The organism is Oceanobacillus kimchii X50, assembly GCF_000340475.1.
Taxonomy (GTDB): domain Bacteria; phylum Bacillota; class Bacilli; order Bacillales; family Amphibacillaceae; genus Oceanobacillus; species Oceanobacillus kimchii.
Genome location: NZ_CM001792.1, coordinates 3,352,466 through 3,375,891, shown reverse-complemented (window position 1 = coordinate 3,375,891; position 23,426 = coordinate 3,352,466). Strand labels below are relative to the sequence as shown.

Below are 23,426 nucleotides of genomic sequence, written 5' to 3'. Positions count from 1 at the left end.
AGCAGCAATCCTCTATATTAATGAAGGTTTACTTTATTTTGAGGCATGTACTTGTTTTCTTCTCCACCCACCAACCACTATTAATACGAGTGTCAAACCTAATAACGACAATATTTCTTGATTGCCAACAGGTGAGAAAAATTGTTGAATATACGGTTCTTTTAACAGCATTTTTCCAGCCGTCCATGTAAGCAATCCAGCTCCAAAATAAATAATAACTGGAAATTTATGAATGAGTTTTAATATAAATTCGCTCGCAGTTAGGATGATAGGAATACTAAGAATAATCCCTGCGATAACAAGCAATAAATCGCTATTTGCAATAGCGGCAATAGCAAGTACATTATCAAGGCTCATTACGACATCAGCGAAGATGATAATGGAGACAGCTTCTTGTAATGATTCACCACTTTTCATATTTTTGTAGTCTTGCTTGTCCACTAAGAGCTTATAGGAAACGAATAGCAAGAGGATTCCACCAATCAATTGAATAAAAGGCATTTGGAATAAATGAATCATTAAGAATACGAATAGAATTCGCATGGCAATAGCACCAAAGGTTCCCCACCAAATTGCTTTACTTTGTAAATGCGTAGGAAGATTTCTACTTGCCATGGCAATAACAATTGCATTGTCCGCGCTGAGTAAGATATTAATAAGGAGTATTTGTATAACTATTTCAATTAATTCCAACTTACTCCTCCTTTCAAAAAGTCCAAGCTTTTTTTCAATATATGATGAAAGGGAGGAGGGTTAGAACGTAATGATTAAAATTTTGTATTTCACTAACCAGTAAAATAGAAATGTTGGCGATAACTGTTTATATTTCCCTCAACTTCGCTAAGTTATAGGTTTGGTAAATGAATTAAGTGGAGAGATGTTACTAAAGAGTTGGGGTATAACAAACAGTTTTGTAAAAGAGTCATAAAAGGATATTTTATGTAAAATCCGAATGTTAGCTGTTCTGATTTTCATTACAGACGAACACTTTTTGTAGGCACGGCTTCATCTAACTTGAAAAGAGGAACACTTTTCAAGTGGTTTTTCAAGCTCAGTTATTCTGAGCAAGAGTCGCCGTCTTCCATTACAATCAAAGCCAAGTTATTGCTATAATCTGAACAAGATAGTTTTTAAATGAAACTTAACAATTATGAAATTGAGACAAAAAGATGGATGACAGAATAAGCGTAAGAAATATACGGAGACTCCTTGAAAATCAAAAATCGATTTTCTGCGTGCGATGCAATGCTGTCGAAGTATTCCTTGTCCTGTGGGAGTGAGGCATAGGCGAGACCCCGGAATACGAAGTATCCGGAGGTTCACCAGCCGCCCACATAAAGCGGAGTATATTTCTGAAGCGGGTTATTATTCATTCGGATTTGTCTTTTGAATATATACTTTGTCACAATACTTTTCTCATTGTTTTTCTGCTAGTCCTTGTTCATGTGATTGACGTACTCTTTGAAGGAGTTCGCTATCAGTTAATAAACGGTATCCTGTAGAAGCTAGAGCTTTAGCTCCTGTTATAATAGCTTCGTTACCTGCAGCAGATTTTGCGGCTTCTCGAAACTCAACTGTATGGCCAATTAAATTATCTTCGCCAATTTTAATATGACCATGTGCGGTAGGTACTTCATAGCTAATATTACCAGCATCTGTAGAGCCTTTGCCTTTCTTTTTCTCTGTGATTACTGTTTCACCTTGCTTTTCTAACTCTTTCTTTAAAACATTGTCTAGTGTATTCGTAAGCACAAAATCTTTTACTTCATTTTGGAATCGCTCCACTTTGACAGTTGAACCAGTGGCAAGTGCTGCGCCTTTTGCAATAGCACGAACTTTTTCAGCGGTTTCCTCTGTTTTGCTCCAAGATTCGGCTCTAATATAAAAGCGAGCTGCTGCATATTCCGGTATAATATTTGGGGCATCTCCACCATGAGTGATAATGCCATGAATGCGAACATCACTAGGCAGTTGTTGGCGTAGTGCATTAATTCCGTTAAATAATTGAATAACAGCGTCTAATGCATTAATTCCTTCTTCTGGTGCTCCAGATGCGTGAGCGGGCTTTCCGTAGAAATGGAATTCTAATGGGTCTACTGCTAATGTTTCACTTGTTAAACTTGTTTTTCCTGATGGATGGAGCATAAGTGCCACATCGATATTTTTTAGCAAACCATGTTTTACAAAGCTCCCTTTAGCACTTCCGTTTGGTCCCCCTTCCTCGGCTGGTGTGCCTAGCACTACTACACGACCTGCAGTTTCTGAAAGGGATTCAGCTAAGCCAATAGCTGCTGCGATACTTGTTGTACCAATGATATTGTGCCCACAAGCATGCCCGATTCCTGGTAGTGCATCGTATTCTGCGAGAAAGGCAATCGTTGGGCCTTCTATGCCACTATCTTTGGATGCAAAAAAGGATGTCTTATGTCCTGCAACTGCTGATTCAACAGTGAAACCTGCATCTGTTAGTGTTTGTATAAGTTTCGAACTTGCAAAAAATTCCTCATTACCAATCTCTGGTTGCGCGTGAATGTCCTGACTAATTTGAATATATTTGTCTTTATTATCCTCGATATTTTGAAAGATAGCTTCTTGATGTGATTGAACGATACTCATAATTATTCCCTCCTCAGGTATAAATGTTATTTTTTTAACTGTTCAAAGGCTTTATCTAACTGTTCTTGCGTTAATTTCACTAAGAATGAACCGCCGTTTGTATCATCTTTAATTGCTTGTTCGATATCCTCTTCTTGATAAAGTTCTACGATACGCTGGTATACTTCATTATCTTTGTCTTCTGCTCGAGTTGCGATAATATTGACATAAGGGTGTGTTGCCTCTCCATTTGCGTCTTCAATATAAATAGGATCTTCACCTGGTTCAAAGCCTGCTTGACCAGCTACACCATTGTTGATTACGGATGCAGCAACATCTGGCAATACATGGGCAGTTTGTTGTGCCGTCATCGGAATAATTTCTAAATTCAATGGGTTCTCGTCTATTTGCGAAGGGTCACCGAACATTCCAAAATTATCACTTAATGTAAGTAGGCCTGCGCTCTCTAGTACTCGCAAGGAGCGAGCTTGGTTAGATGGATCATCTGGAATGGCAATTTTGTCTCCTTCTTTCAATTCAGAAACATCACTGATCTTTTCGGAATATAATCCAATTGGTGCAAGAACAGTAGATCCAATGGGAACAATGTCTTCACCACTTTCCTTCACATATTGCCCTAAGAAAGCAATGTGTTGGAAAGCATTGATATCAATATCTCCCTGAGCTAAGGCGTTGTTCGGCAATGTATAATCAGCAAACTCGATAAGTTCGATGTTGATTCCTTCTTCTGCTGCTTTTTCTTTAAGAAGGGGCCATTGAACTCCATCGGCACCATTCACTCCAATTTTTACAGTCACTTCTTCATCTCCAGCTTTGGCCTCATCACTTCCGCAAGCTGCCAAAAATAATATAAAACTTAATAATGCTAGTAAAATAAATGATTTTCTCATGTGAAATTCCTCCTAATAGGTGTCAATTAACGACGCATAATTTTTTTGGAAATAGTGTTACCAAGCCATTGAGCTAGCTGAACCATAACAATAAGTATGATTACAGTCACAAGCATAACGCTGCCGTCGAATCGCTGATATCCATATGTCATCGCGATATGTCCAAGACCACCGCCGCCAACTGTACCTGCCACAGCAGAGAAGTCGATTAACGAAATAGATACAAATGTAAGTCCAAGGATTAATGGTCCTAGCGCTTCTGGAATTAATACAGTGAAAATGATCTTTATTGGACTGGCCCCCATGGCTTTAGCGGCTTCAATAACTCCAGGGTCAATACTTACAAGATTATTTTCTACAACTCTTGCAATGGTAAAACTAGCAACAATTGTCATTGGGAAAATTGCAGCAGCAGTGCCTATTGTGGTACCAATGACGAGTCTTGTAACTTGTGAGATTGCTACTAGAAAAATGATAAATGGGATTGGACGAATGATATTAATAATAAAGTTCAGTACGTTAAAGATAATCTTGTTTTCTAGTATGTTGTTTTCACGAGTTACAAATAGCAATAAACCCATGCATATACCTAGAATGGAACCAAAAAATAATGTTGCTGCGACCATGAGTAATGTTTCTCCTGTTGCCTCTACAATTCGTGGCCAAAATGTACTCCAATCAACCCCCATGTGTATACACCTCCTCCATATCAACAATCGTTTCTAATTCATGAATAACCAGTTGTACTTGCTGTTCATCTCCTTCAAAAGAGACAATGAGATTTCCGAATAATTTTTCTTGTAGTTCACGCACGGATCCATATACAATATTAAAGTCGATGTTATGTTTGCGTGTTGTACTTGATAAGATGGGATCAGTGGCTCTTTCACCTTTGAACAAAACACGATAAAGATTACCTCCTCCAGCTTCCGTCCACTCTTTTAGTACTTTTTCAGACGGAAGTTCTTGTTGAACCGAACGAATAAATCGTTTTGTTGTTTCGTGAGAAGGATTTGTAAAAGTATCAAACACATTTCCACTCTCAATGACTTTACCTTCTTCCATCACAGCCACTTTGTTACATATTGACTGAATAACTCCCATTTCATGAGTGATAAGTAGAATGGTTATACCTAAATCTCGATTTACTCTTTTTAATAGTTTCAAGATATCTGATGTTGTATTTGGATCTAAAGCAGAAGTCGCTTCATCACAAATTAAAATATCGGGTGATGTAGCCAGTGCCCTTGCAATCCCAACACGTTGTTTTTGTCCACCTGATAACTGGTCTGGATAATCTTTTGCTTTATCGGATAATCCAACAAATTGTAGCAGTTCAGTAACTCTTTTATTTACTGAACTTTTTGATGTACCAGCAAGTTTGAGTGGATATGCAATATTTCCGGCGACTGTCCGTGATTGGAATAAATTGAAGTTCTGAAAAATCATTCCTATATTTCTTCTACGCTCTCGCAATTGCTTGGCGGATAATTTTCCAACATCTATTCCTTGGATGTGTACCGAGCCTTCGGTAGGACGCTCGAGCATATTTACCAATCGAAGCAAAGTGCTTTTTCCTGCGCCACTGAATCCGATGATTCCATAAATATCTCCTTTCTCAACCGTTATAGATACTTCTTTTACAGCTTCCACTTTTCTTTTTCCAAGTGTAAATATTTTTGTTACATTCTGAAATTCAATCATGTCTTAACCCCCACCAAGTGATGAAATAAAAAATCCCTCATTTCTTGAAAGACAAGAAATGAGGGATTCGTAACCATATGTATATATGTAGAAGCCATCGTTTCTCATCTTCCAAATGCTGGTTTGCATTTGCAGGAATTGGCACAGTATTCTTTAATATAAAGAATCCGCTGCCGAGATGTCATAGGGCCTGATCCCTCAATCTCTCTGGATAAGAAAAAACGTAAAATATTTAGTTGTTATATTGAAAGTAATTCTAGATGATAAAATAAATTAAGTCAATATGGTATTAAAAATAAAATTATTCTGATAAATAGTCCGAGTGTAGTAAATGAAGAAATTGTACTATTCATCTTCACTACGAAGTCTTGCATAGATACCATTTGTCCGGTTTAAATCAAGCTTGAGTCCAGCATATGGATTTGCGTGTAAATTTTCTTTAATCCATTCACGTAGAGCAGAAATAATATGTTTTGTTACAATTTCTTGCTTGCCATATACTGTGGTTATTTCTGCAGAGAAACCGGAATAATCATCATAAAAAAGTTCAACTTCCACTTCAGCTGGCTCAATTTTGCGTTGGCGAGCAATATATATACATACGGCAAGAATAATATCTTCCTCGGGAATGATTAGCTTCGTCACTTCCAAAGCTCCTCTTCATTTTGATGTTGATTTTGTAGTAATAACTTCTCTGCAAACTTCCTCATCACATAGGCTCCCTTTTCTATGAAGTCGGTCACTTTATTTTACTATAATTATGTCAAATTTATGAAGTGAAACGATTTTTTAGTAATAGGAAATATTTTCCGAACTAGTATATAAAGGTTCACAATTTATCGTATTCCGACAGTAAACATACTCTTCAATCGAGTGCAAAGTGAAGCCCAACTTAAGAGAGAAGCGTTCAATCCTGTACAGCGCTTTCCATGATAGAGAAAGTAGCTTGGTTACAGTTAATTCCTGCCATGCGACCATATGGGAGTGTTGCTTTCGGTTCACTATGCCCGAAACTTACATTATAAAGAACTGGTAGTTTCGATAGACCATTTTCTTTGAGTACATCTGTAATTACTTTTTTATACTCCTTGTAATAGGTTTCTCCATGCGGTTTCGCAAATATAATCCCATTCGCATTTTGAAGTATTCCTTGTGTAGCATAATTTTGTAACCATCGAGCGAGAAGCTCTGGTTTTGGCTCTTCTTCTGAAGTTTCGAAAAATAATATTGAATTTTTCCAATGGTGGATTTCTGGCCAAAGATTCGTGCCTTTTATACTTTCCATAGAGTCGATACATCCACCAATTAATCGTCCTTGGACAATACCTTCTCCTTGTAAAATTTCATATGATTTATTAGGGTAAGTCGTTCTTTTCGTGTCTTTATTTTTAATATTCCATTCTAGGAACTCACTTGTCCAATGCTCTGGTGGTTCGATATCTCCAATTATATTGTTCGAGAATAATGTGTTATGGATATGATTGATGGTATATGGATCCATTTCAACATTTTCAGCGAAATCCGTCATGATAGCAGGTCCATAAAAGGAAGATATCCCGGCCTTATAACAGAAAAAATGAGAAATTGTTGTATCCGAATATCCTAAGAATATTTTAGGATTTTTATGAATTACATCGAATTCAATATAGGGTAAAAGGCGAATACTATCTTCACCGCCTATGTTTGAAATAATTGCTTTTATTTCTGGATCTTCAAAAGCGTCCATTAGATCTTTTGCACGTGCTTCTGGATGCTCATGAAGATATGTTTCTCCTTTTAAACTATTAGGAGTAGGAATTACTTGTAAACCAAATACTTCTTCTAAACGTTTAACTCCTTGGTCATAACGCCATTGTAGATTCTCCTCACCAGCACCTCCCCATGAAAGGGAAATGGTTGCAACTTTATCTCCTGCTTTTAATTTTGGTGGTTTGATTAGCATTTGGATACAACTCCTTTTTATTTTGGGATTCTTGCATGTAATGTATTAATACCCCATTGAATGAAGTTTTGTTTCACTTTCTAATAACATATCGTATTCATATTTGTTTTACAAAGAAAGACGATAAATTTCTTTCACTCTGTTAGGCGAGCTATTTTTTTGAAGCAACCTTGTACTTTTATTAATCATTCGAAATGACTTGGTGCTTTACAGCAAATAACGCCGCCTGTGTGCGATCGGAAAGATCTAATTTCGATAAAATTTTATTTATATGCGTTTTTACTGTCTTTTCTGTAATAAATAATGAAATAGCGATTTCTTTATTACTTTTCCCTTTAGCAATTTCTTTTAATACTTCTGTTTCGCGATTGGTTAATGTATTTAAACGATACGAAGGATGATGAATAGAATTGACGGGCATTAAATGATTGGTAACTTTTGGATGTAGTTGAGTTTGCCCATCCATCAGAGAAATAATACTATTAATTAGATCATCTGGTTGAATATCCTTTAGTTGATATCCAGATGCACCGGCTTCTAACGCAGGTATAACATGATTTTGCTCTGAAAAGCTTGTGAGCATCAATATTTTTACTTCCGGAAATAAGGACCGGATTTTCCTTGTTGCCTCAATACCGTTCATAACGGGCATCATTATATCCATTAGGATGATATCGGGCTTGTGGGATTGTGTAAGTTCAATTGCTTCCTGTCCATTGGAAGCTTCACCGACAATTTTTATGGGAGGTTGTGTTTTTAAAAACATAACTAGACCACGTCGAACTACATGATGGTCATCTGCTATCAATACTTTAATCAAGTTTGATTTTCCTCCTTTAATAGTGGGATTGAAATTTGAATAAAAGTTCCCATCCCGACTTTTGATGTAAGCTGAAACTTGCCACCTATTTCTTCTGCACGTGATTGCATACTACGTAATCCCATGGTAGGCATCTCAAAATCTTTATCATAAAAGAAACCTGCGCCATTATCTGATATTGAAAGAATGATGTTTGATCCTTCTGTATTCATTTCAATGAAAATATCCTGTTGTCCAGAGTGCTTTTTACAGTTGGCCATTGCTTCTTGTCCAATTCTCCATAAAGCTTCTTCAACTTGTGGATCTATGGGTTCGATTCCACTCATCTTAGTATGAATATGTAAATCAAGTACTTTTGCATAATTAATGAACGAAGAGATTAAACCGTTTTCTAAAGCAGGGGGACGAAGCTGCTTTATGAATGTACGCATCTCGCTCAAGGCCTCTTGAGATAAATCTTGTATATATTGAAAGGTATCTTTTACTTCTGGTTGAGCTGTCATTTCTTGACCAGCTCTTGCAGTTAAACTTAATGAGAATAATAATTGATTAACAGAATCATGTAAGTCACGTGCAAGGCGGGTTCGTTCCGTATGAAGCGCAATATCTTGTTCTTTTTGGGTCAAATAAATTCGTTTTAATGCAGTTCCAATTTGATAGGCTATCGACTCTAGTAATGCTAGTTCTTGCTTGTGAAAGTGGGTTTTATTAGGAGAACCGACATTTAATATACCGAATCGTTCATTTCCTGCTTGTAAAGGAACGGTTGCATGATGAGTTAGTCCATCATTTTTAGGGTCGTTTTCTCGTAAAGCGGATTCAATTCGTTGACATTCAATAATGTTACTAGCTTTTGTTAATTCTCCCTTTCGATAACGATTGACACACCAACAACTTTTCTTTTTCATCCGATAACAGTTGTTTGCAGAAAGTGCTGGTGGAAGAGCATGGCTAGCGGTTAATTTTGGGTTTTTTTGATCTCCATTTTCATCTATAAGGAATATCCACCCGATTTGGAAACCAGTGACTTGTAATAGTTTCTCAAGAACTTCATGCAATGTTTGTGTTATCTCCGTTCCTTCATTTAGCAATTCAGCTATCTCTTTAAGAATACTTCCTTCTGTTAATGGATTGCTAGACATGAAATAGACCATCCTTACCTTTTTCTATTAGTATAGCATTTTTTACGTGTTTTTTATTTGTAATAGTTCGATAATTTCTTGATCTGGTCCCTCATAGAAGATAGATTTCCAACCATTTGAGATTTCATAAGGGCCTTCAATCGGTACTATTTGAAGCGATTTTAAATAAATGATTGTTTCCTTCATGTTATTAACCTGAAAGCAGATATGAACATGTGGGGAGTGGGAAGGTGGAGAAGAGGGTTGAATCAATTCTAACCTCCACTCCTTTCTTTTTAGAAAAACGATTTGTTCATCCATAAATGTGAGATACTGTTCTACATCCAAATCGAACATCAATTGATAGAATTTCTGAGATCTTTCTAAATCAGTAACTTCAATAGCTATATGATGAAATTGCATTATTAATCACCTCTAGAGGGGAGCTTGTAAACTATAAGGATGTTTTTCTGGTAAGATAAGATTCATATCTCCAAACTCATGCCATAGATAGCCTTCTTTAATTGCTTGTTCGTAAGCATTTAACAGCAACGACTCCCCAATAAACGAGGTTAGCATTTCTAAGTGACTAGATTTTGGTTCGTGTAAGCCGGTTATTAATCCATTTGTAAGTTTGCGAGGAAAGTCACGTTGGATATATAAATTTGTCCATCCGGTTGATTCTCCGGTTAGCGCCATTGTTTCAAGTGCACGTACAACCGTCGTGCCAACTGCGATTACTTGTTTGTTGTGACTTTGGGTTTGCTCAATCAATGATACAGTTTCCTTTGGTATCGAATAAAACTCTTCGTTATTATCTGGAGAATGATCCCACGCATCGTCTAATAAATAACTAAGGCCTGTATGCAACTGGAGAAATGCGATGTTGATACCTTTTTTCTGTAATCGGAAAAGCATTTCCCAACTAAAAGCACGCCCTGCTGAAGGCATTTCTACAGAACCAGGGTGTATAGCATAAGCAGTCTGGTAGGCATCTAATGACCATGGGTGATGAATATATTCGTAGCGAACAGGTTCCCCGTGCGTATAGAAGTAGTTGTATAAATCAATGTCACTTCGATTAAATTCTATCTGTTTTAATGGAGACTGTAATTTGGATGCAATTATTTTTCCGACTAACCCTTCACGAAAATACAACTGCTCATTAATCAAAGCTTCTATAGGGACAAGCACCTCCCATACATTATTAGATAAACGTTTTGCTAAACGGACTTCGATCGTTTTACCGTTAGATAATGTAGCCTTTAACACAGGTGGAATGGTCCGACTATTATTTAGAACGAGTAAATCACCAGAAGAAAGATAGTTTTCTAAGTTATAAAAATAACTGTGTTCATAAGAGCCATTGCTAGAATCAAGCGCAAGCAAACGTACTTGATCACGTCGAAGACCTCTTTTTTCTGGTGGTGTTGTAGCATTTGCTTCATCAGGTAAATGGAAATGCGGAGCATGAGGAAGCATATTATTCTCCTCCTTTTGCAAAATCGAATGTTTGTGCTTCTAGTCGCTCTCCATGTATGTTACTGGCATCATCTGAAGCGAGATATAAAAATACATCTGTACAATCTTCTGGTTGAGCAAGTTCGTATTTACAATTAGGTACTGCAAGGTCATGCATTTCTGTATCCATTTCTCCTGGATCTACCATGTTAACCCGAATAGGTGTTTCTTTAAGTTCATCAGCCCACGTCTGGGTTATTCCTTCTACTGCGAATTTAGATATTCCATAAGCTCCCCATCCGCTATAACCGGTGTTTCCAGCTTCGGAAGTTATATTGATTACAGATCCATGATTTCTTTGCAGCATTCCTGGAATGACTCGTTTTGATAAAAGAAAAACACTAGCAGTGTTTACCCGTAATACATGAAAGAAATCATCTTCAGTAGTATCTAGTAATTGAGGGATTGGGCTAGGACCTACAGTCGATGCATTATTAATTAAGACATCTATTTTCCTAAATTTTTCTTCGGCAAGTGCTACGAATCTCTCAACATCTCTTGTATTATTAATATCTGCTGTAACAGCAAGAACTTCTACCCCTAAGTGTTGGATTTCGTTTTTAACTTCTGTTAATGCTTGTTCCCCCCGTGCACATATAGCAAGTGATGCACCCTGTCGTGCAAAGGCTAAAGCAATAGCTCTTCCTAATCCTTTCGATGCCCCTGAAATCATAACTACTTTTGATTGCTCCATTATTTTTACACCCCTTTGTTTATTGGTATACATTAAGTGTAAATGGATTAAATGGTAAATACGTCATTCCTATGGTTGGTCTTTCACTACAACTTTAGATGTATGGCAAAATTTGAAGGTGAATTTTTTAAAAAGTAAGAAAGTAGGATAGACAATTATTTATAAAGTGATAAAATATTAATAAAAAGAAGGAATGGGATAGTGTAGGTGAGCAGATGAAGATATGGTGGAGAAAGATAGCAGTAGTTCTTATTACAATATTAACATTAGGTATGTACTCTCCGACAACCTTGCTGGAAGTAGATGCTCAAAAGGAAAATGGTAATGTATCATCCTCTTCAAACTCAGATCAAGAGACAATAGCAAGGACGATAGAAATACAAGATGCTATTCCTACAACAATCGAGGAGGATCTTGATACAGCATTAAATCGTTTAATGTCTCAAGCTCAGGAACAATCGATGATTAAGTTTGGAACAAAGATTGCTACCAAAGTAGAGGATGAATTTAACCAAGAGATTCTTCCGAAAATAGAGAAAGTATTACATACATTACTAGAAGAAACAGAAACAGCGTATGGATTCCTTTCTGTTACAGAGGATCCTGCAGCTGGTTACGGTGAACGGATATTTAATGTTTATGATGAGAAGACAAAACAACACATAGCTAAATTTCATGTTCGTCGAGATAATCGACCGTTGGAAGGGCATTATTTTAATTTTCACTATCACTTAAACACAGATCAATTTAAAGTACATCATGATATTGGAGATATTTACTGGGACAAAAATACACCCCCGAAATGGATGATATAAAAACTAATTCATACAGTCTTAGATGCGTTAATTTAATTAAGTTGATATGAAACCATATTTTATATAAACCGAGCTAAATACCGGATAGTATTTGATCTCCTACCTATGTGAGGATAGAGACAGTTGCTACTGGTAAATAGTTCGGTTTTTAATTTGTTAAGGGAGAAACGAGAAGTCGGATAGGTGACTACAATTAGCAATTCAAAAATGAGGATTAAGGCTAACCCTTACCCTCATTGGCAACCGCCTGTAAAAATACACCTATTTTCTGATCATGAATGGTCATGTCAGCATATTGATCATATGGTGTCGGTTCTTGGTTAACGATAATAAGTCTAGCTCCACTTTCTTTTGCGATTAATGGGATTTGATTGGCGGGTGATACCGTCAATGATGAACCGAGTACGATAAAAAGATCCGCTTTTTCTGCGTCTTGAAATGCAGTTTGAAAAGCTTCTTGAGGTAGCATTTCACCAAACAAAATAATTGAAGGGCGCAATACTCCACCACAATCACAATGATATTCATTGTCTACATATTCTCCGCTGCTATATTCTTTTCCACAGCTTTGGCAGTGGAGTTTTTGTAGTGTGCCATGTAATTCATGTACGATTTTACTGCCGGATTCTTGATGAAACCCATCGACGTTCTGTGTAATAATGGAATGGACAAGACCCTGCTGTTCCCATTCAGCCAAGATGTAATGTCCCTGATGCGGGCCATATTCTTTTACTTTCAATACACGCTCTCGATAAAAGTCAATAAACGTATCAACGTTATTATTTAGTGCATCTATACTAGCAATTTTACTTGGGTCGTGCTGCTTCCAAAAACCTTTGTTCGCAGATCGGAAATCCGGTAGACCACTTTCGGTGGACATACCAGCCCCAGTGAAAATAACAGTGTAATTAGATTCTTGCAGCCAATCTTTTATCACTTTTATCCCTCCTCATGTTGGCATCTATTATACAGGCTAAGCTATTTCTAATGCCAATGATATTGACAGAAAAATGTGGATGTGTTATTAAAAATATAGGGGTTAGCACTCGTTAGCACAGAGTGCTAAATGCAGAAATAAAGGAGATGTTATTATGGGAAAACGTAAATTTAAAGCCGAGTCACAAAAACTATTAGATATGGTGATTAACTCTATTTATTCACAGCGCGAAGTGTTCTTGCGTGAATTAATTTCTAATGCAAGTGATGCGATAGATAAGATTTACTATAAAGCATTGACCGATGATTCCTTGTCATTTGATGTGGACAACTACTATATAAAAATTACTCCCAATAAAGAGGAACGCACATTAACGATTGTAGACACAGGAATTGGTATGACACAAGAAGAATTAGAAAATAATCTCGGTGTTATCGCAAAAAGTGGTTCACATACATTTAAATCAGAGAATGAAATTAAAGATGGACATGATATCATAGGACAATTCGGGGTTGGTTTCTATGCTGCGTTTATGGTAGCAGATAAAGTAGAAGTAGTAACGAAATCCATTGACAGTGATGTAGCATTTAAATGGGAATCCAAAGGGTCTGATGGATATTCTATTACAGAAGTGGACAAGCAAGATACTGGAACAACGATTACATTGTATATTAAAGAAAACCAAGAAGAAGAAACTTATGACGAATTTTTAGAGACATTTACGTTACAACAAATCATTAAAAAGTATTCTGATTTTATTCGTTACCCAATCAAAATGGATGTAACCGAAAGTAAGTTGAAAGAAGGATCTGAAGACGAATATGAAGATGTAATAGAAGAACAAACAATCAATACGATGGTTCCTATCTGGAAGAAGAATAAGAGCGAATTAAGTGATGATGACTATACGAATTTCTACCAGGAGAAACGTTATGGGTTTGATAAGCCGCTTAAACATGTACACATCAATGTGGATGGTTCTATTCGTTATAATGCTATTCTATTTATTCCAGAAAGTGCACCATTTAATTACTACACACGTGATTATGAGAAAGGACTTGAGCTTTATTCTAACGGAGTATTAATTATGGATAAATGTGCTGACTTACTTCCGGATTACTTTAGTTTTGTTAAAGGAATGGTAGATTCGGAAGATCTTTCTCTTAATATCTCTCGTGAAATGCTACAACATGATCGTCAATTGAAGCTTATTGCTAAAAATATTAAGAAAAAAGTAAAACAACAGCTAGTAAGTCTTTTACGTGATGAACGTGAAAGCTATGAAAAATTCTTTGATGCATTCGGTCAACAAATTAAATTTGGTGTTTATAGCGATTACGGTCAAAACAAAGATGAGTTAAAAGATTTACTTCTATTTTATTCTTCAACAGAGAAAAAACTAGTAACGCTTGAAGAATATGTTTCCCGTATGCCGGAAGATCAAAAGTATATTTATTATGCTACAGGTGATTCAAGAGATCGAATTGAAAAACTCCCACAAACAGAATTAGTTGCAGATAAAGGCTATGAAATTCTTTACTTTACAGATGAAATTGATGAATTCGCCATCAAAATGCTCATGAATTATGATGAAAAAGAATTCCGTTCGGTATCAAGTGGAGATCTAGGTATCGAAGAAGATGAGAAAGAAGAAAACGAACAGGAAAATAACGATAATGCAGAATTATTTGCAGCGATGAAAGAAGTATTATCTGACAAAGTAAAAGATGTACGTGCTTCAAAGCGCTTGAAATCACATCCAGTCGTGTTGACTGCAGATGGTGAGATCTCCCTTGAAATGGAGAAAATTATTAATGCAATGCCAGATGATCAGCAAATCCAGGCTGATAAAGTATTGGAGATTAATGTAAATCACGATATTTTCCAATCCTTAAAATCAGCGCAAGGTAATGATGATGAAAAGTTAAAACTATATACCAATCTTTTATATAATCAAGCACTTCTTATTGAAGGATTGCCAATTAATGATCCAGTAGAATTCACAAATGACATTTGTAAAGTAATGGTATGAAGGGAAAAAGTTGTCTGAGTCAATGCTCCGGCAGTTAAAAAATCCCCTTGAGGAAAATGTTGATTTTTCCTCAAGGGGATTTTTCATTTGAAAGTTTATAGAGCAATTGTAAAACCCAATACAAGGAAGAAGAATCACATTAGTTTTTTAGGGAATAGAGCGACTCTAAAGTCCAAACTCACGAAGAAACCCAAACAAATAAGGGAATAAAAAATCTCGTTTAGTGATCTCTAAAAGCCATTAACATGCTCTTGAACTGAATAGACAAAAGCATGTTTCTAAGCATCTTCTTTGGTAGTAGCCTTATTTCCGATACATCTTAAATTGTAAGAACAATTCATTATAAAAAGCTAAGTTGCTTTGCCCCAAGTTTTCGTATACCTCTAAGCGGTCGGTTAATTCTGGATTAGGATAGAATCGTTCGTCTTCTACCATCTCTTTCGGCATGAACTGTAGTGCTTCTTTATTTGGTGTAGAGTAACTAACATACTCTGTATTTTGGGCAGCTACTTCTGCATCTAACATAAAGTTAATAAATTCGTGTGCACCATCTATATTTTGTGCGGTTTTTGGAATGACAAAGTTATCGAACCAGAGGTTGGACCCCTCTTCCGGTACCACGTAGTCGATTGCTTCATTTTCTCCCATGATATCTGCGGCATCACCAGACCAACCAACAGCAATTGTGGCTTCGTTATTTGCCATTAACATTTTATTTTCATCACCAACTATTGCTCGAACATTTGGAGTAAGCCCCTCTAACCTTTCTAATGCTTGATAGAGATGGTCAGGATTAGTGTCGTTCAAGGAATAACCTAATGAGTTTAATCCCATACCGATAATTTCACGAGCGCCATCGATTAGTAAAATTTGATTTTCTAACGAAGGGTCCCATAAGTCATGCCAGCCTGTTAGTTTCATACCTTCTGGCAAAAGAGTTGTGTTAAATACAATTCCAACTGTTCCCCAAAAATATGGAACCGAATATTGGTTATTTGGATCGAATGGTAAATTCATAAAACGTTCGTCTAAATTACTCAGGTTTGAAAGTTTGGAATGGTCTAATTCAATTAGTAAATCTTCCTCCACCATTTTTTGCACCATATATTCAGATGGTACTGCAACATCATATGTCGTACCACCTTGTTGAATTTTTGTCATCATCGCTTCATTGGAATCGAATGTTTCATATACAATGGTAATGCCAGTTTCTTCCTCAAATTGACTAATTAGTTCTTCGTCGATATAATCTCCCCAATTGTATACAGTTAACGTATTATCACCGGAAAACCCTTGTGCAGCATTGAGGCGATTAATCATTATAAGTAAAACAATCGAAACAACGAGTATTGCAATAAATGATCGCATGATAGATTTCATCGTCTCAAGCCAACTCCTTTTGTTCCACTACGTTGTGTAAGATAGTAATAAACAATTACGAGAAGTATTGTTACGAAAAACATAATGGTAGATAAAGCGTTAATATTAAGCGATATTCCTCGTCTAGCTAATGAATATATTTCAACAGACAGAGTGGTAAATCCATTACCAGTTACAAAGAAAGTTACTGCAAAATCATCAAGTGAATAAGTTAACGCCATGAAAAATCCAGCAAAAATACCTGGCGAAATATAAGGTAGCGTAACTTTTGTCAGGACGTTCCAATTACTTGCTCCTAAATCACGAGCAGCATCTTCTAATGAAGAACTCATCTCAAGAAGTTTAGGAAGTACCATTAACACAACAATAGGTATACTAAAAGCGATATGAGATAGGAGGACGGAATAAAATCCTAACTGAATTCCAGCCAATGTAAATAAAATTAAAAAGCTAGCACCAATAATTACATCAGGACTTACAATAAGCACATTATTTAATGATAAAAGAGAATTCCGAGTTCGTCTTTTTTTATAAGATCGAATGCTGATTGCGCCCAAAACACCAATTATTGTTGCAATAAGTGCAGACAAGAGTGCAATTACGAGGGTATTAAGCACAATAATCAATAAGCGAGTGTCTTGGAATAATTCTCTGTACCAGTCAAAAGTAAAACCTTCAAAGTCGCTCATCGTTCCGCCACTATTGAATGAATAAAAGATTAAATAAAATATTGGTGCATATAAAATGAAAAATACAATGATTAAAAAGATATTAGCGAATGAAGAGGATTTATTCTCCATACTACGCACCTCTCCTTCGTATCGATGTTAATGCCATAAATCCTACCATAATAATGATTAGAAAAACTGCGATGGTAGCTCCCATGCCCCAGTTTTGGGTGACGAGAAACTGCTGCTCAATTGCAGTTCCAAGCGTAATCACACGGTTTCCGGCAATTAATCGTGTAAGCATAAATAGAGATAGCGCAGGGATGAAAACCACTTGACATCCAGATTTCACACCATCAATTGTTAAAGGAAAAATAACTCTTCGGAATGTAGTCCATTTCGAAGCACCTAAATCTTTGGATGCGTATAGCAAGCTTGAATTTAAATTATCTATTGCATTAAAAATAGGTAAGATCATAAACGGTATAAAAATGTAAACAGCGACAAATACAAAACTAAAATCGGTGAAAAGTAATTGCCTCGATCCTATTCCTATCCACTCTAAAAAATGATTTGCTGCACCATGCGTGCTGAATATACCAATAAATGCATAAGCTTTTAATAGTAAATTAATCCATGAAGGTACAATAATCAGTAAAAGCCATAATTGCTTATGTTTCGTACGTGTTAATAAATAAGCTGTCGGATAAGCAATTAACAGAGAAATTAATGTGATTAGAAATGCATACCAAAATGAATTTAAGGTCATTTGCAAATAGGTTGGTGTAAAGAAATTTTTGTAATTCTCAAAAGAGAAATTCCCTTCAATATCAAAGAACGAGAAATAAACAACAAGTAAAATCGGTGCAATCACGAAGAGGATAATCCAAAGTGCATAAGGTAACATGTATAAATTACGAAGAGTCTTATTCTCCATTTGTTTCTCCCTCTGAATAGGAATCTAAACGACGGTCAAAGTCTGCTTCGGACTCATTAAATCGCATAACATGTATATCTTCTGGATTAAACCTCAATCCAATTTGTTCGCCAACAATTGCTTTTTTCGTCGATTGAACAAGCCACTCGTTCCCTTCGTTATCCAAACAGGTAATTTCATAATGTACACCACGGAATAACTGCGTGTGTACAGTAACGGAAATCATCCCTTGTTCTACAGAAGTGATTTCCATATCTTCTGGACGAATAACCACTTCGACAGGTTCATTAGCATTCATTCCCATATCCACACATGTGAATTGTTTTCCTGCAATTTCAACAAGGTAGTCTTCAACCATTGTAGCTTTAGCGATATTAGATTCACCAATAAAGTCAGCAACAAAGCGGTTAATCGGCTCATCATAAATATCATTTGGTGTGCCACTCTGTTGAATCTTTCCTTTATCTAAAACAAATATCTCATCAGACATCGCGAGAGCTTCTTCTTGATCATGTGTAACAAAAATAAAGGTAATCCCAAGTCTTTGTTGAAGTTCACGAAGCTCGTACTGCATTTGATACCTTAATTTAAGGTCTAACGCGGATAATGGTTCATCGAGTAATATTACTGCAGGCTCATTAACAATCGCACGTGCTATTGCTACACGTTGTCGTTGGCCACCTGACATATCCTCGATTTCACGGTTTTCGTATCCAGCTAGATTGACAAAAGAAAGTGCTTCTTTGACTTTTTCATCTATCTTGGATTTTTTAAATTTCTTAATACGTAATCCAAAAGCAACATTTTCATAGACATTGAGGTGAGGAAATAAAGCATAGTCCTGGAAGACCGTATTAATTGGTCGTTTGTTAGCTGGAATATGGTTAATTTTTTTTCCTTCAAAAATGATGTCCCCTGATGTTGCTTCAGTAAATCCGGCTATTAGACGTAAAATGGTCGTTTTCCCACAACCTGAAGGACCAAGTAAGGTATAGAACTTCCCTTTTTCTATTGTAAAACTGACATGATCCAAGACAAGAGGATCATTATCGAACTGTTTGGAGACATTTTTAAATTGAATAATTGGTTGATTATTTTCCATTTCTAACTCCTTCTCCTGTTAGATGTTCAAGATGAGTATTTTATATTTTTTTGAATACTGATTTGACTGACCAATTATTATTATTATGAAAACTACATATAGTTATAAACAGTGCAAGTTTTAGTCAGATTCGAAATAATTATACATGAAAAGTATACAGTTGAAATTACTTTTTTTATCTGTAGGTTAAATATTTTATTAGAGCGGGTATATGGTATAAAAGGTGCATGATTATTTTCGGAATTGGGGAAGCTATACATAGGTTCCAGAGCTTTGGCTACGTCATATTTTGGACACATTTATAGAAAAAAGTGACATGATGTCATACTTATTATTGACTTATGACACGGTGTCATTTAATATTAAACTATACAACATGACATGGTGTCACATATGAAAGCTGGAGGAAGTAACATGCCAAAAGTAACCTTTTTCAATTTACCGGATGCAAAACGAAATAAATTAATGGAAGCAGTAGAGAAAGAATTTTCTAGAGTTCCGCTATCTCAAGCCTCCATTTCTAATATTGTGAAGAGTGCTTGTGTTGCTAGAGGAAGCTTCTACCAGTACTTTGAGAATAAAGAAGATGCTTTTTATTATCTTTTGAAACTGCAGACGGAGAAACGTCGTGAATACTTTCTTTTTACATTAGAAGAAAGTGGTGGAGATATCTTTAAAACTATGGAGAATTTGTTCCAGATGTTGTTAGAGGATTTAAGTAATGAAGATAATCTCAAATTTCTTCAAAATGCATTAATGAATGTGACCCATGAAATTGAGGATTCATTTACAGGATTATTTATCGGTCAAAGAACAGTAGGCGGTAACGTTGAAGCTGCACTAGACCGAATTAGCGGATTGATTGATTCAAATAAGCTAAATATAACAGGCAATCAAGAATTTTTTCACGTAATGCAAATACTGACGTCTGTTACTTTCCGAAATCTCGTAGATAAATTCTCACGCAATCTCTCCAATGAGGAAGCAATGGAAAACTTTCGTATTGAGATGGAATTGCTTCGAAAAGGGTTGTATAAATCATAAATTGTAAGAAAATTCACTATAAAGAATGGGGTATGATTAATGTCAGTTATAATTTATGGCGCTGCATGTTCATCTACAAGGAAGGCTAAACAATGGTTCCACAAAAATGGTATCGATTTTGAAGAACGTAATGTTATCCGTGAACCATTAACAGTAAATGAATTACAAAATATCTTAAGAATGACAGTAGAAGGAACGGATGAGATTATCTCTACTCGTTCGAAAATATATAAAGACTTAAATCTTGATATTGAGTCATTGCCACTTCAGGAACTGCTTGAGATTATCCAAGAACATCCGAGATTGCTTCGCAGTCCAATTATGGTAGATGATAAACGATTACAAGTAGGTTATCATGAAGAGGACATTCGTCAATTCTTGCCAAGACAAACAAGGGAATATCAATGGTTACAATGGAAAACGAATAATTTGCGAGTAGCTGAGAATTAATTTCTGGAGGTACTTATGGAATTAATCGCATCACAACCGTATGTTAAGGTCGTACGCCAAGTGAGCAGCCTACAACAAACAGACACCGAAGAGAAACGCTACATGCATCTCTATAATGACAAGGTTGTGACGAAACATCGTGAATTTCCAATTGATGATGTCTTAGATATGTCATATCGTTTTGTAGGGAAAGATTCTGGAATGTTGTATTTACACACGTTGAAAGGTGTATATCCGTATATTGTCAAAACCTCTCCAGAAGATTTTGTAGAAAGCTTCAAGGAGTTTCAAAATAAACGCCGATATCACACTTAACCTCAAATTTACTACATTTAATTCACCACTATAAATAATGTCCCATAATATAACGAGCAGTGACTGTAACTTGTCACTGTTTTTTCGCTTTTACTATAGGCATTCACCTATTCTTTTATAGGATAGTAGTCCAATTTCTCTACTCGTGCATATGATAGTTTTAAGAATATTTGAAAGGGTGCCTAACATTGAGTTTATATATGAATGAAAACAAGAATGTTTATAAAAGTGAAGAGCAGTTAAATGCACCAAATCAACAAGTGTTTATTCGAAGCCATATGTCAGAAGTTCTAAAGGAACAGAAAGAAATCCAACATTCTATTGTGAAATCCATCCGAAGGTTAAATCGTCAAGTAGCTGGTCAAGGATACGATCAACAAAAAAACTGGTCTTCAATTACCGAGCAATTAGAGGCATTGGAAAAGGGAAGTTTGAAACATCAGGTCATGGAACGAGATGTTTTACACCAACTTAAAGCTCTAGAAGAGACGCAACAATCGATTACTATTCAACTACAAAAAGAATCGTTATTCCAAAAACAACTAACGAACAAATTACAAGACATTAAGGGAAGTCAAGAAAGTTTACAACTAATCGTTGAGTCTATTCAAACAACGAATGGAGAATTCACGGAAAAATTTGAAGAGCAAAATCAAATGCAACATGAAATCGTACGCCTTTTTAATGAAAAAGAAGAAGAGACAGAAAAGGTGCATGAACGTTTGGAAAGTCAAGGAGCATTGTTAGAAAAAGTAATTCGTCAAATGGATCACTTTCGTGGGGTTATATATGAACGGACCAATTATTTGTCTAAAAAACTAGAATCTACTGTAGCGTATATGTTGACTAAATTGACGGGGGACAATGATGATAAGCAGGAAGAAATGCAAGAAAAGAAAGAAAAACAAAACGTGTAATAGTAGGAGAACTGCATCAATTCTAAATGGTTGAAGGATTATGCGGTTTTTGTTGTATGTACAATAGATATTTGTAGTTGAAACGATATTAATAATTCTCCTATAATTGGTTTAATAATATCTGAAGCTATATAGTTGTTTCACATTAAGGAATGGATGTAGTAGGAGGTAAGGATAATGAAAGTAACAAGTTATCGCGATGCGTGGGTGGAAGTTTCTCTCGATGCATTAACTTATAATGTACGTCAATTTAAGAATCATTTACGTGGACAGTCGAGATTGATGGCAGTTGTAAAAGCAGATGGTTACGGACATGGGGCTGTTCCCATAGCACGAAGATCCTTAGAAGCAGGAGCGGAATTTCTTGGGGTAGCTTTTATAGATGAGGCACTTCAAATTCGGGAAGCTGGAATATTAGCTCCGATTCTATTACTCGGTTATACACCGAGTCACGCTGTAAGAGAAGCGGTTAAACATGATCTCACTCTCACCGTATACTCTGCGGAAACATTGGAGGCGATAAAGGATGCAGCTCATTCTTTGCAAAAAAAGGCAAAAGTTCATATAAAAATTGATAGTGGTATGAGTCGGATAGGTTTAAGATCTTCCGATGAGGTCCTTTCTCTAATGACATCGCTACAATCCCAATCCGAACATATAGAAGTAGAAGGGATTTTCACCCATTTTGCGGATGCGGATAATGGTGAAAGTGATGCGTATACATATAAACAATTTGAAGCCTTTCAAGGTATTATTGAGGCTTTAGAAAATGAAGGATATACGATACCAATCAAACATTGCTGTAATAGTGCTGCCACGATAGCCTTTCCTGAGATGCATATGGACATGGTTCGAGTCGGAATAAGTTTATATGGGTTATATCCAGGACAACATTTAAAAGAAATAATGTCCTTACAGCAAGTGATGAGTTTTAAAGCAAAGCCTGTGCTCGTAAAAGAAGTTCCCCCTCATCAGCCTATTAGCTATGGCTTAACGTATGAGACAAAGGAAACAACAAAAATAGCTACACTTCCTATTGGTTATGCAGATGGTTTTTCCCGTTTGTTATCGAACAAAGGCCATGTGACTGTACACGAAATAGAGTGTCCTATTGTAGGGCGAATTTGTATGGATCAGTCTATGATAGATGTAACTGCTGTTCAGACCGACGTAACAAAAGATGATATTGTAACCATTTTTGGTGATGAGAGTGCAGGGTTTATTCCGTTAGATGTTGTTGCTGACCAAATGCAAACAATTCATTATGAAACAGTGTGTCTTATTGGTAAACGGGTACCAAGACATTATGTGTAAGGGCTGCAGTTTTACTCGAGTAAACCATCAATATCAACAAATTGTAAATCTTCCATGTTATCTAGAGGAAATACTTTCGCAATGTTATTTGAGTCAAGTGACTGGATATATACAGGTATTCCGTGATACGTAACTTGAATCAACTCTGAGGAATCAATTATTTGCTGTGCTCGATTATAATCCAAGACAAGCTCCTCCTTTACATAA

At 36.1% G+C, this 23,426-nt stretch carries 25 protein-coding genes and 1 riboswitch; of the genes, 7 read left to right on the top strand and 18 right to left on the bottom strand.

Going from position 1 to position 23,426, the window contains the following annotated elements; genetic code table 11:
• Window positions 1-33: 33 nt before the first annotated feature.
• The 12 genes from C794_RS17155 to C794_RS17100 form a co-directional block, all read right to left on the bottom strand.
• Window positions 34-693, bottom strand: coding sequence for a TerC family protein (locus tag C794_RS17155; RefSeq protein ID WP_017798404.1), 660 nt, complete (start codon window positions 691-693; stop codon window positions 34-36).
• A 723-nt stretch (window positions 694-1,416) separates the two neighbouring features.
• A complete protein-coding gene (locus C794_RS17150; protein WP_017798403.1) occupies window positions 1,417-2,616 on the bottom strand; it encodes a M20 family metallopeptidase in 1,200 nt (399 codons plus the stop codon).
• Between the two features lie 26 nt (window positions 2,617-2,642).
• Entirely contained in the window at window positions 2,643-3,506 is an 864-nt protein-coding gene (locus tag C794_RS17145; protein WP_017798402.1) for a MetQ/NlpA family ABC transporter substrate-binding protein, read from the bottom strand.
• Window positions 3,507-3,532: 26 nt separating this feature from the next.
• The gene (locus C794_RS17140; RefSeq protein ID WP_017798401.1) at window positions 3,533-4,195 is read right to left on the bottom strand and encodes a methionine ABC transporter permease; all 663 of its coding nucleotides are present in this window, start codon (window positions 4,193-4,195) and stop codon (window positions 3,533-3,535) included.
• A complete protein-coding gene (locus C794_RS17135; protein WP_017798400.1) occupies window positions 4,185-5,210 on the bottom strand; it encodes a methionine ABC transporter ATP-binding protein in 1,026 nt (341 codons plus the stop codon). Before C794_RS17135 ends, C794_RS17140 begins: the two co-directional genes overlap by 11 nt.
• Before the next feature lie 101 nt (window positions 5,211-5,311).
• Window positions 5,312-5,428, bottom strand: a riboswitch (SAM riboswitch).
• A 127-nt stretch (window positions 5,429-5,555) separates the two neighbouring features.
• A complete protein-coding gene (locus C794_RS17130; protein ID WP_017798399.1) occupies window positions 5,556-5,855 on the bottom strand; it encodes a YxcD family protein in 300 nt (99 codons plus the stop codon).
• 262 nt (window positions 5,856-6,117) lie between these two features.
• Window positions 6,118-7,152 carry a S66 family peptidase gene (locus C794_RS17125; protein WP_017798398.1) on the bottom strand — a complete coding sequence of 345 codons (1,035 nt, stop codon included), beginning with the start codon at window positions 7,150-7,152 and terminating at the stop codon, window positions 6,118-6,120.
• Window positions 7,153-7,333: 181 nt separating this feature from the next.
• Window positions 7,334-7,972 (bottom strand): response regulator, encoded by a 639-nt coding sequence (locus C794_RS17120; protein WP_017798397.1) that lies wholly within the window; start codon window positions 7,970-7,972, stop codon window positions 7,334-7,336.
• Entirely contained in the window at window positions 7,969-9,114 is a 1,146-nt protein-coding gene (locus tag C794_RS17115) for a GAF domain-containing sensor histidine kinase (RefSeq protein ID WP_017798396.1), read from the bottom strand. The genes C794_RS17120 and C794_RS17115 overlap by 4 nt, the downstream gene beginning before the upstream one ends.
• 42 nt (window positions 9,115-9,156) lie before the next feature.
• Complete coding sequence (locus C794_RS17110; protein WP_017798395.1) at window positions 9,157-9,516, bottom strand: VOC family protein; 360 nt, start codon at window positions 9,514-9,516, stop codon at window positions 9,157-9,159.
• A gap of 12 nt (window positions 9,517-9,528) precedes the next feature.
• A complete protein-coding gene (locus C794_RS17105) occupies window positions 9,529-10,575 on the bottom strand; it encodes an S-adenosylmethionine:tRNA ribosyltransferase-isomerase (RefSeq protein WP_017798394.1) in 1,047 nt (348 codons plus the stop codon).
• A 1-nt stretch (window position 10,576) separates the two neighbouring features.
• Window positions 10,577-11,308, bottom strand: coding sequence for an SDR family NAD(P)-dependent oxidoreductase (locus C794_RS17100; protein ID WP_017798393.1), 732 nt, complete (start codon window positions 11,306-11,308; stop codon window positions 10,577-10,579).
• 215 nt (window positions 11,309-11,523) lie between these two features.
• On the opposite strand from C794_RS17100, the gene C794_RS17095 reads away from it, so the two are divergent.
• Entirely contained in the window at window positions 11,524-12,123 is a 600-nt protein-coding gene (locus C794_RS17095) for a YpjP family protein (protein WP_017798392.1), read from the top strand.
• Between the two features lie 220 nt (window positions 12,124-12,343).
• Here the strand turns inward: C794_RS17095 and C794_RS17090 are convergent, their stop codons facing one another.
• Entirely contained in the window at window positions 12,344-13,060 is a 717-nt protein-coding gene (locus tag C794_RS17090) for an NAD-dependent protein deacylase (RefSeq protein WP_017798391.1), read from the bottom strand.
• Between the two features lie 154 nt (window positions 13,061-13,214).
• On the opposite strand from C794_RS17090, the gene htpG reads away from it, so the two are divergent.
• Window positions 13,215-15,092, top strand: a complete 1,878-nt coding sequence (gene htpG, locus C794_RS17085; RefSeq protein ID WP_017798390.1) for a molecular chaperone HtpG — start codon at window positions 13,215-13,217, stop codon at window positions 15,090-15,092.
• Between the two features lie 303 nt (window positions 15,093-15,395).
• Here the strand turns inward: htpG and C794_RS17075 are convergent, their stop codons facing one another.
• Genes C794_RS17075 through C794_RS17060 form a run of 4 tightly spaced genes read right to left on the bottom strand, consistent with a single transcriptional unit; the run spans window position 15,396 to window position 19,179 of the window.
• Complete coding sequence (locus C794_RS17075; protein WP_017798388.1) at window positions 15,396-16,472, bottom strand: ABC transporter substrate-binding protein; 1,077 nt, start codon at window positions 16,470-16,472, stop codon at window positions 15,396-15,398.
• A complete protein-coding gene (locus C794_RS17070; RefSeq protein ID WP_017798387.1) occupies window positions 16,469-17,272 on the bottom strand; it encodes an ABC transporter permease in 804 nt (267 codons plus the stop codon). Before C794_RS17070 ends, C794_RS17075 begins: the two co-directional genes overlap by 4 nt.
• Before the next feature lies 1 nt (window position 17,273).
• Complete coding sequence (locus C794_RS17065; RefSeq protein ID WP_017798386.1) at window positions 17,274-18,077, bottom strand: ABC transporter permease; 804 nt, start codon at window positions 18,075-18,077, stop codon at window positions 17,274-17,276.
• Window positions 18,067-19,179 carry an ABC transporter ATP-binding protein gene (locus tag C794_RS17060; protein ID WP_017798385.1) on the bottom strand — a complete coding sequence of 371 codons (1,113 nt, stop codon included), beginning with the start codon at window positions 19,177-19,179 and terminating at the stop codon, window positions 18,067-18,069. Before C794_RS17060 ends, C794_RS17065 begins: the two co-directional genes overlap by 11 nt.
• 414 nt (window positions 19,180-19,593) lie before the next feature.
• Between C794_RS17060 and C794_RS17055 the strand changes: the two genes are divergently transcribed.
• The 5 genes from C794_RS17055 to alr all read left to right on the top strand — a co-directional run bounded on the left by C794_RS17055 (window position 19,594) and on the right by alr (window position 23,219).
• On the top strand, window positions 19,594-20,223 hold the full coding sequence (locus C794_RS17055) for a TetR/AcrR family transcriptional regulator (RefSeq protein ID WP_017798384.1): 630 nt from the start codon (window positions 19,594-19,596) through the stop codon (window positions 20,221-20,223).
• 39 nt (window positions 20,224-20,262) lie between these two features.
• Window positions 20,263-20,673, top strand: a complete 411-nt coding sequence (locus C794_RS17050) for a Spx/MgsR family RNA polymerase-binding regulatory protein (protein ID WP_017798383.1) — start codon at window positions 20,263-20,265, stop codon at window positions 20,671-20,673.
• A gap of 15 nt (window positions 20,674-20,688) precedes the next feature.
• Window positions 20,689-20,988, top strand: a complete 300-nt coding sequence (locus tag C794_RS17045; RefSeq protein ID WP_017798382.1) for a hypothetical protein — start codon at window positions 20,689-20,691, stop codon at window positions 20,986-20,988.
• Window positions 20,989-21,176: 188 nt separating this feature from the next.
• Window positions 21,177-21,905, top strand: coding sequence for a hypothetical protein (locus C794_RS17040; protein ID WP_017798381.1), 729 nt, complete (start codon window positions 21,177-21,179; stop codon window positions 21,903-21,905).
• Window positions 21,906-22,082: 177 nt separating this feature from the next.
• Window positions 22,083-23,219, top strand: a complete 1,137-nt coding sequence (alr, locus tag C794_RS17035; protein ID WP_017798380.1) for an alanine racemase — start codon at window positions 22,083-22,085, stop codon at window positions 23,217-23,219.
• 11 nt (window positions 23,220-23,230) lie between these two features.
• Here alr and C794_RS17030 read toward each other — a convergent pair whose 3' ends face one another.
• A complete protein-coding gene (locus tag C794_RS17030; protein ID WP_017798379.1) occupies window positions 23,231-23,404 on the bottom strand; it encodes an H-type small acid-soluble spore protein in 174 nt (57 codons plus the stop codon).
• Window positions 23,405-23,426 lie beyond the last annotated feature (22 nt).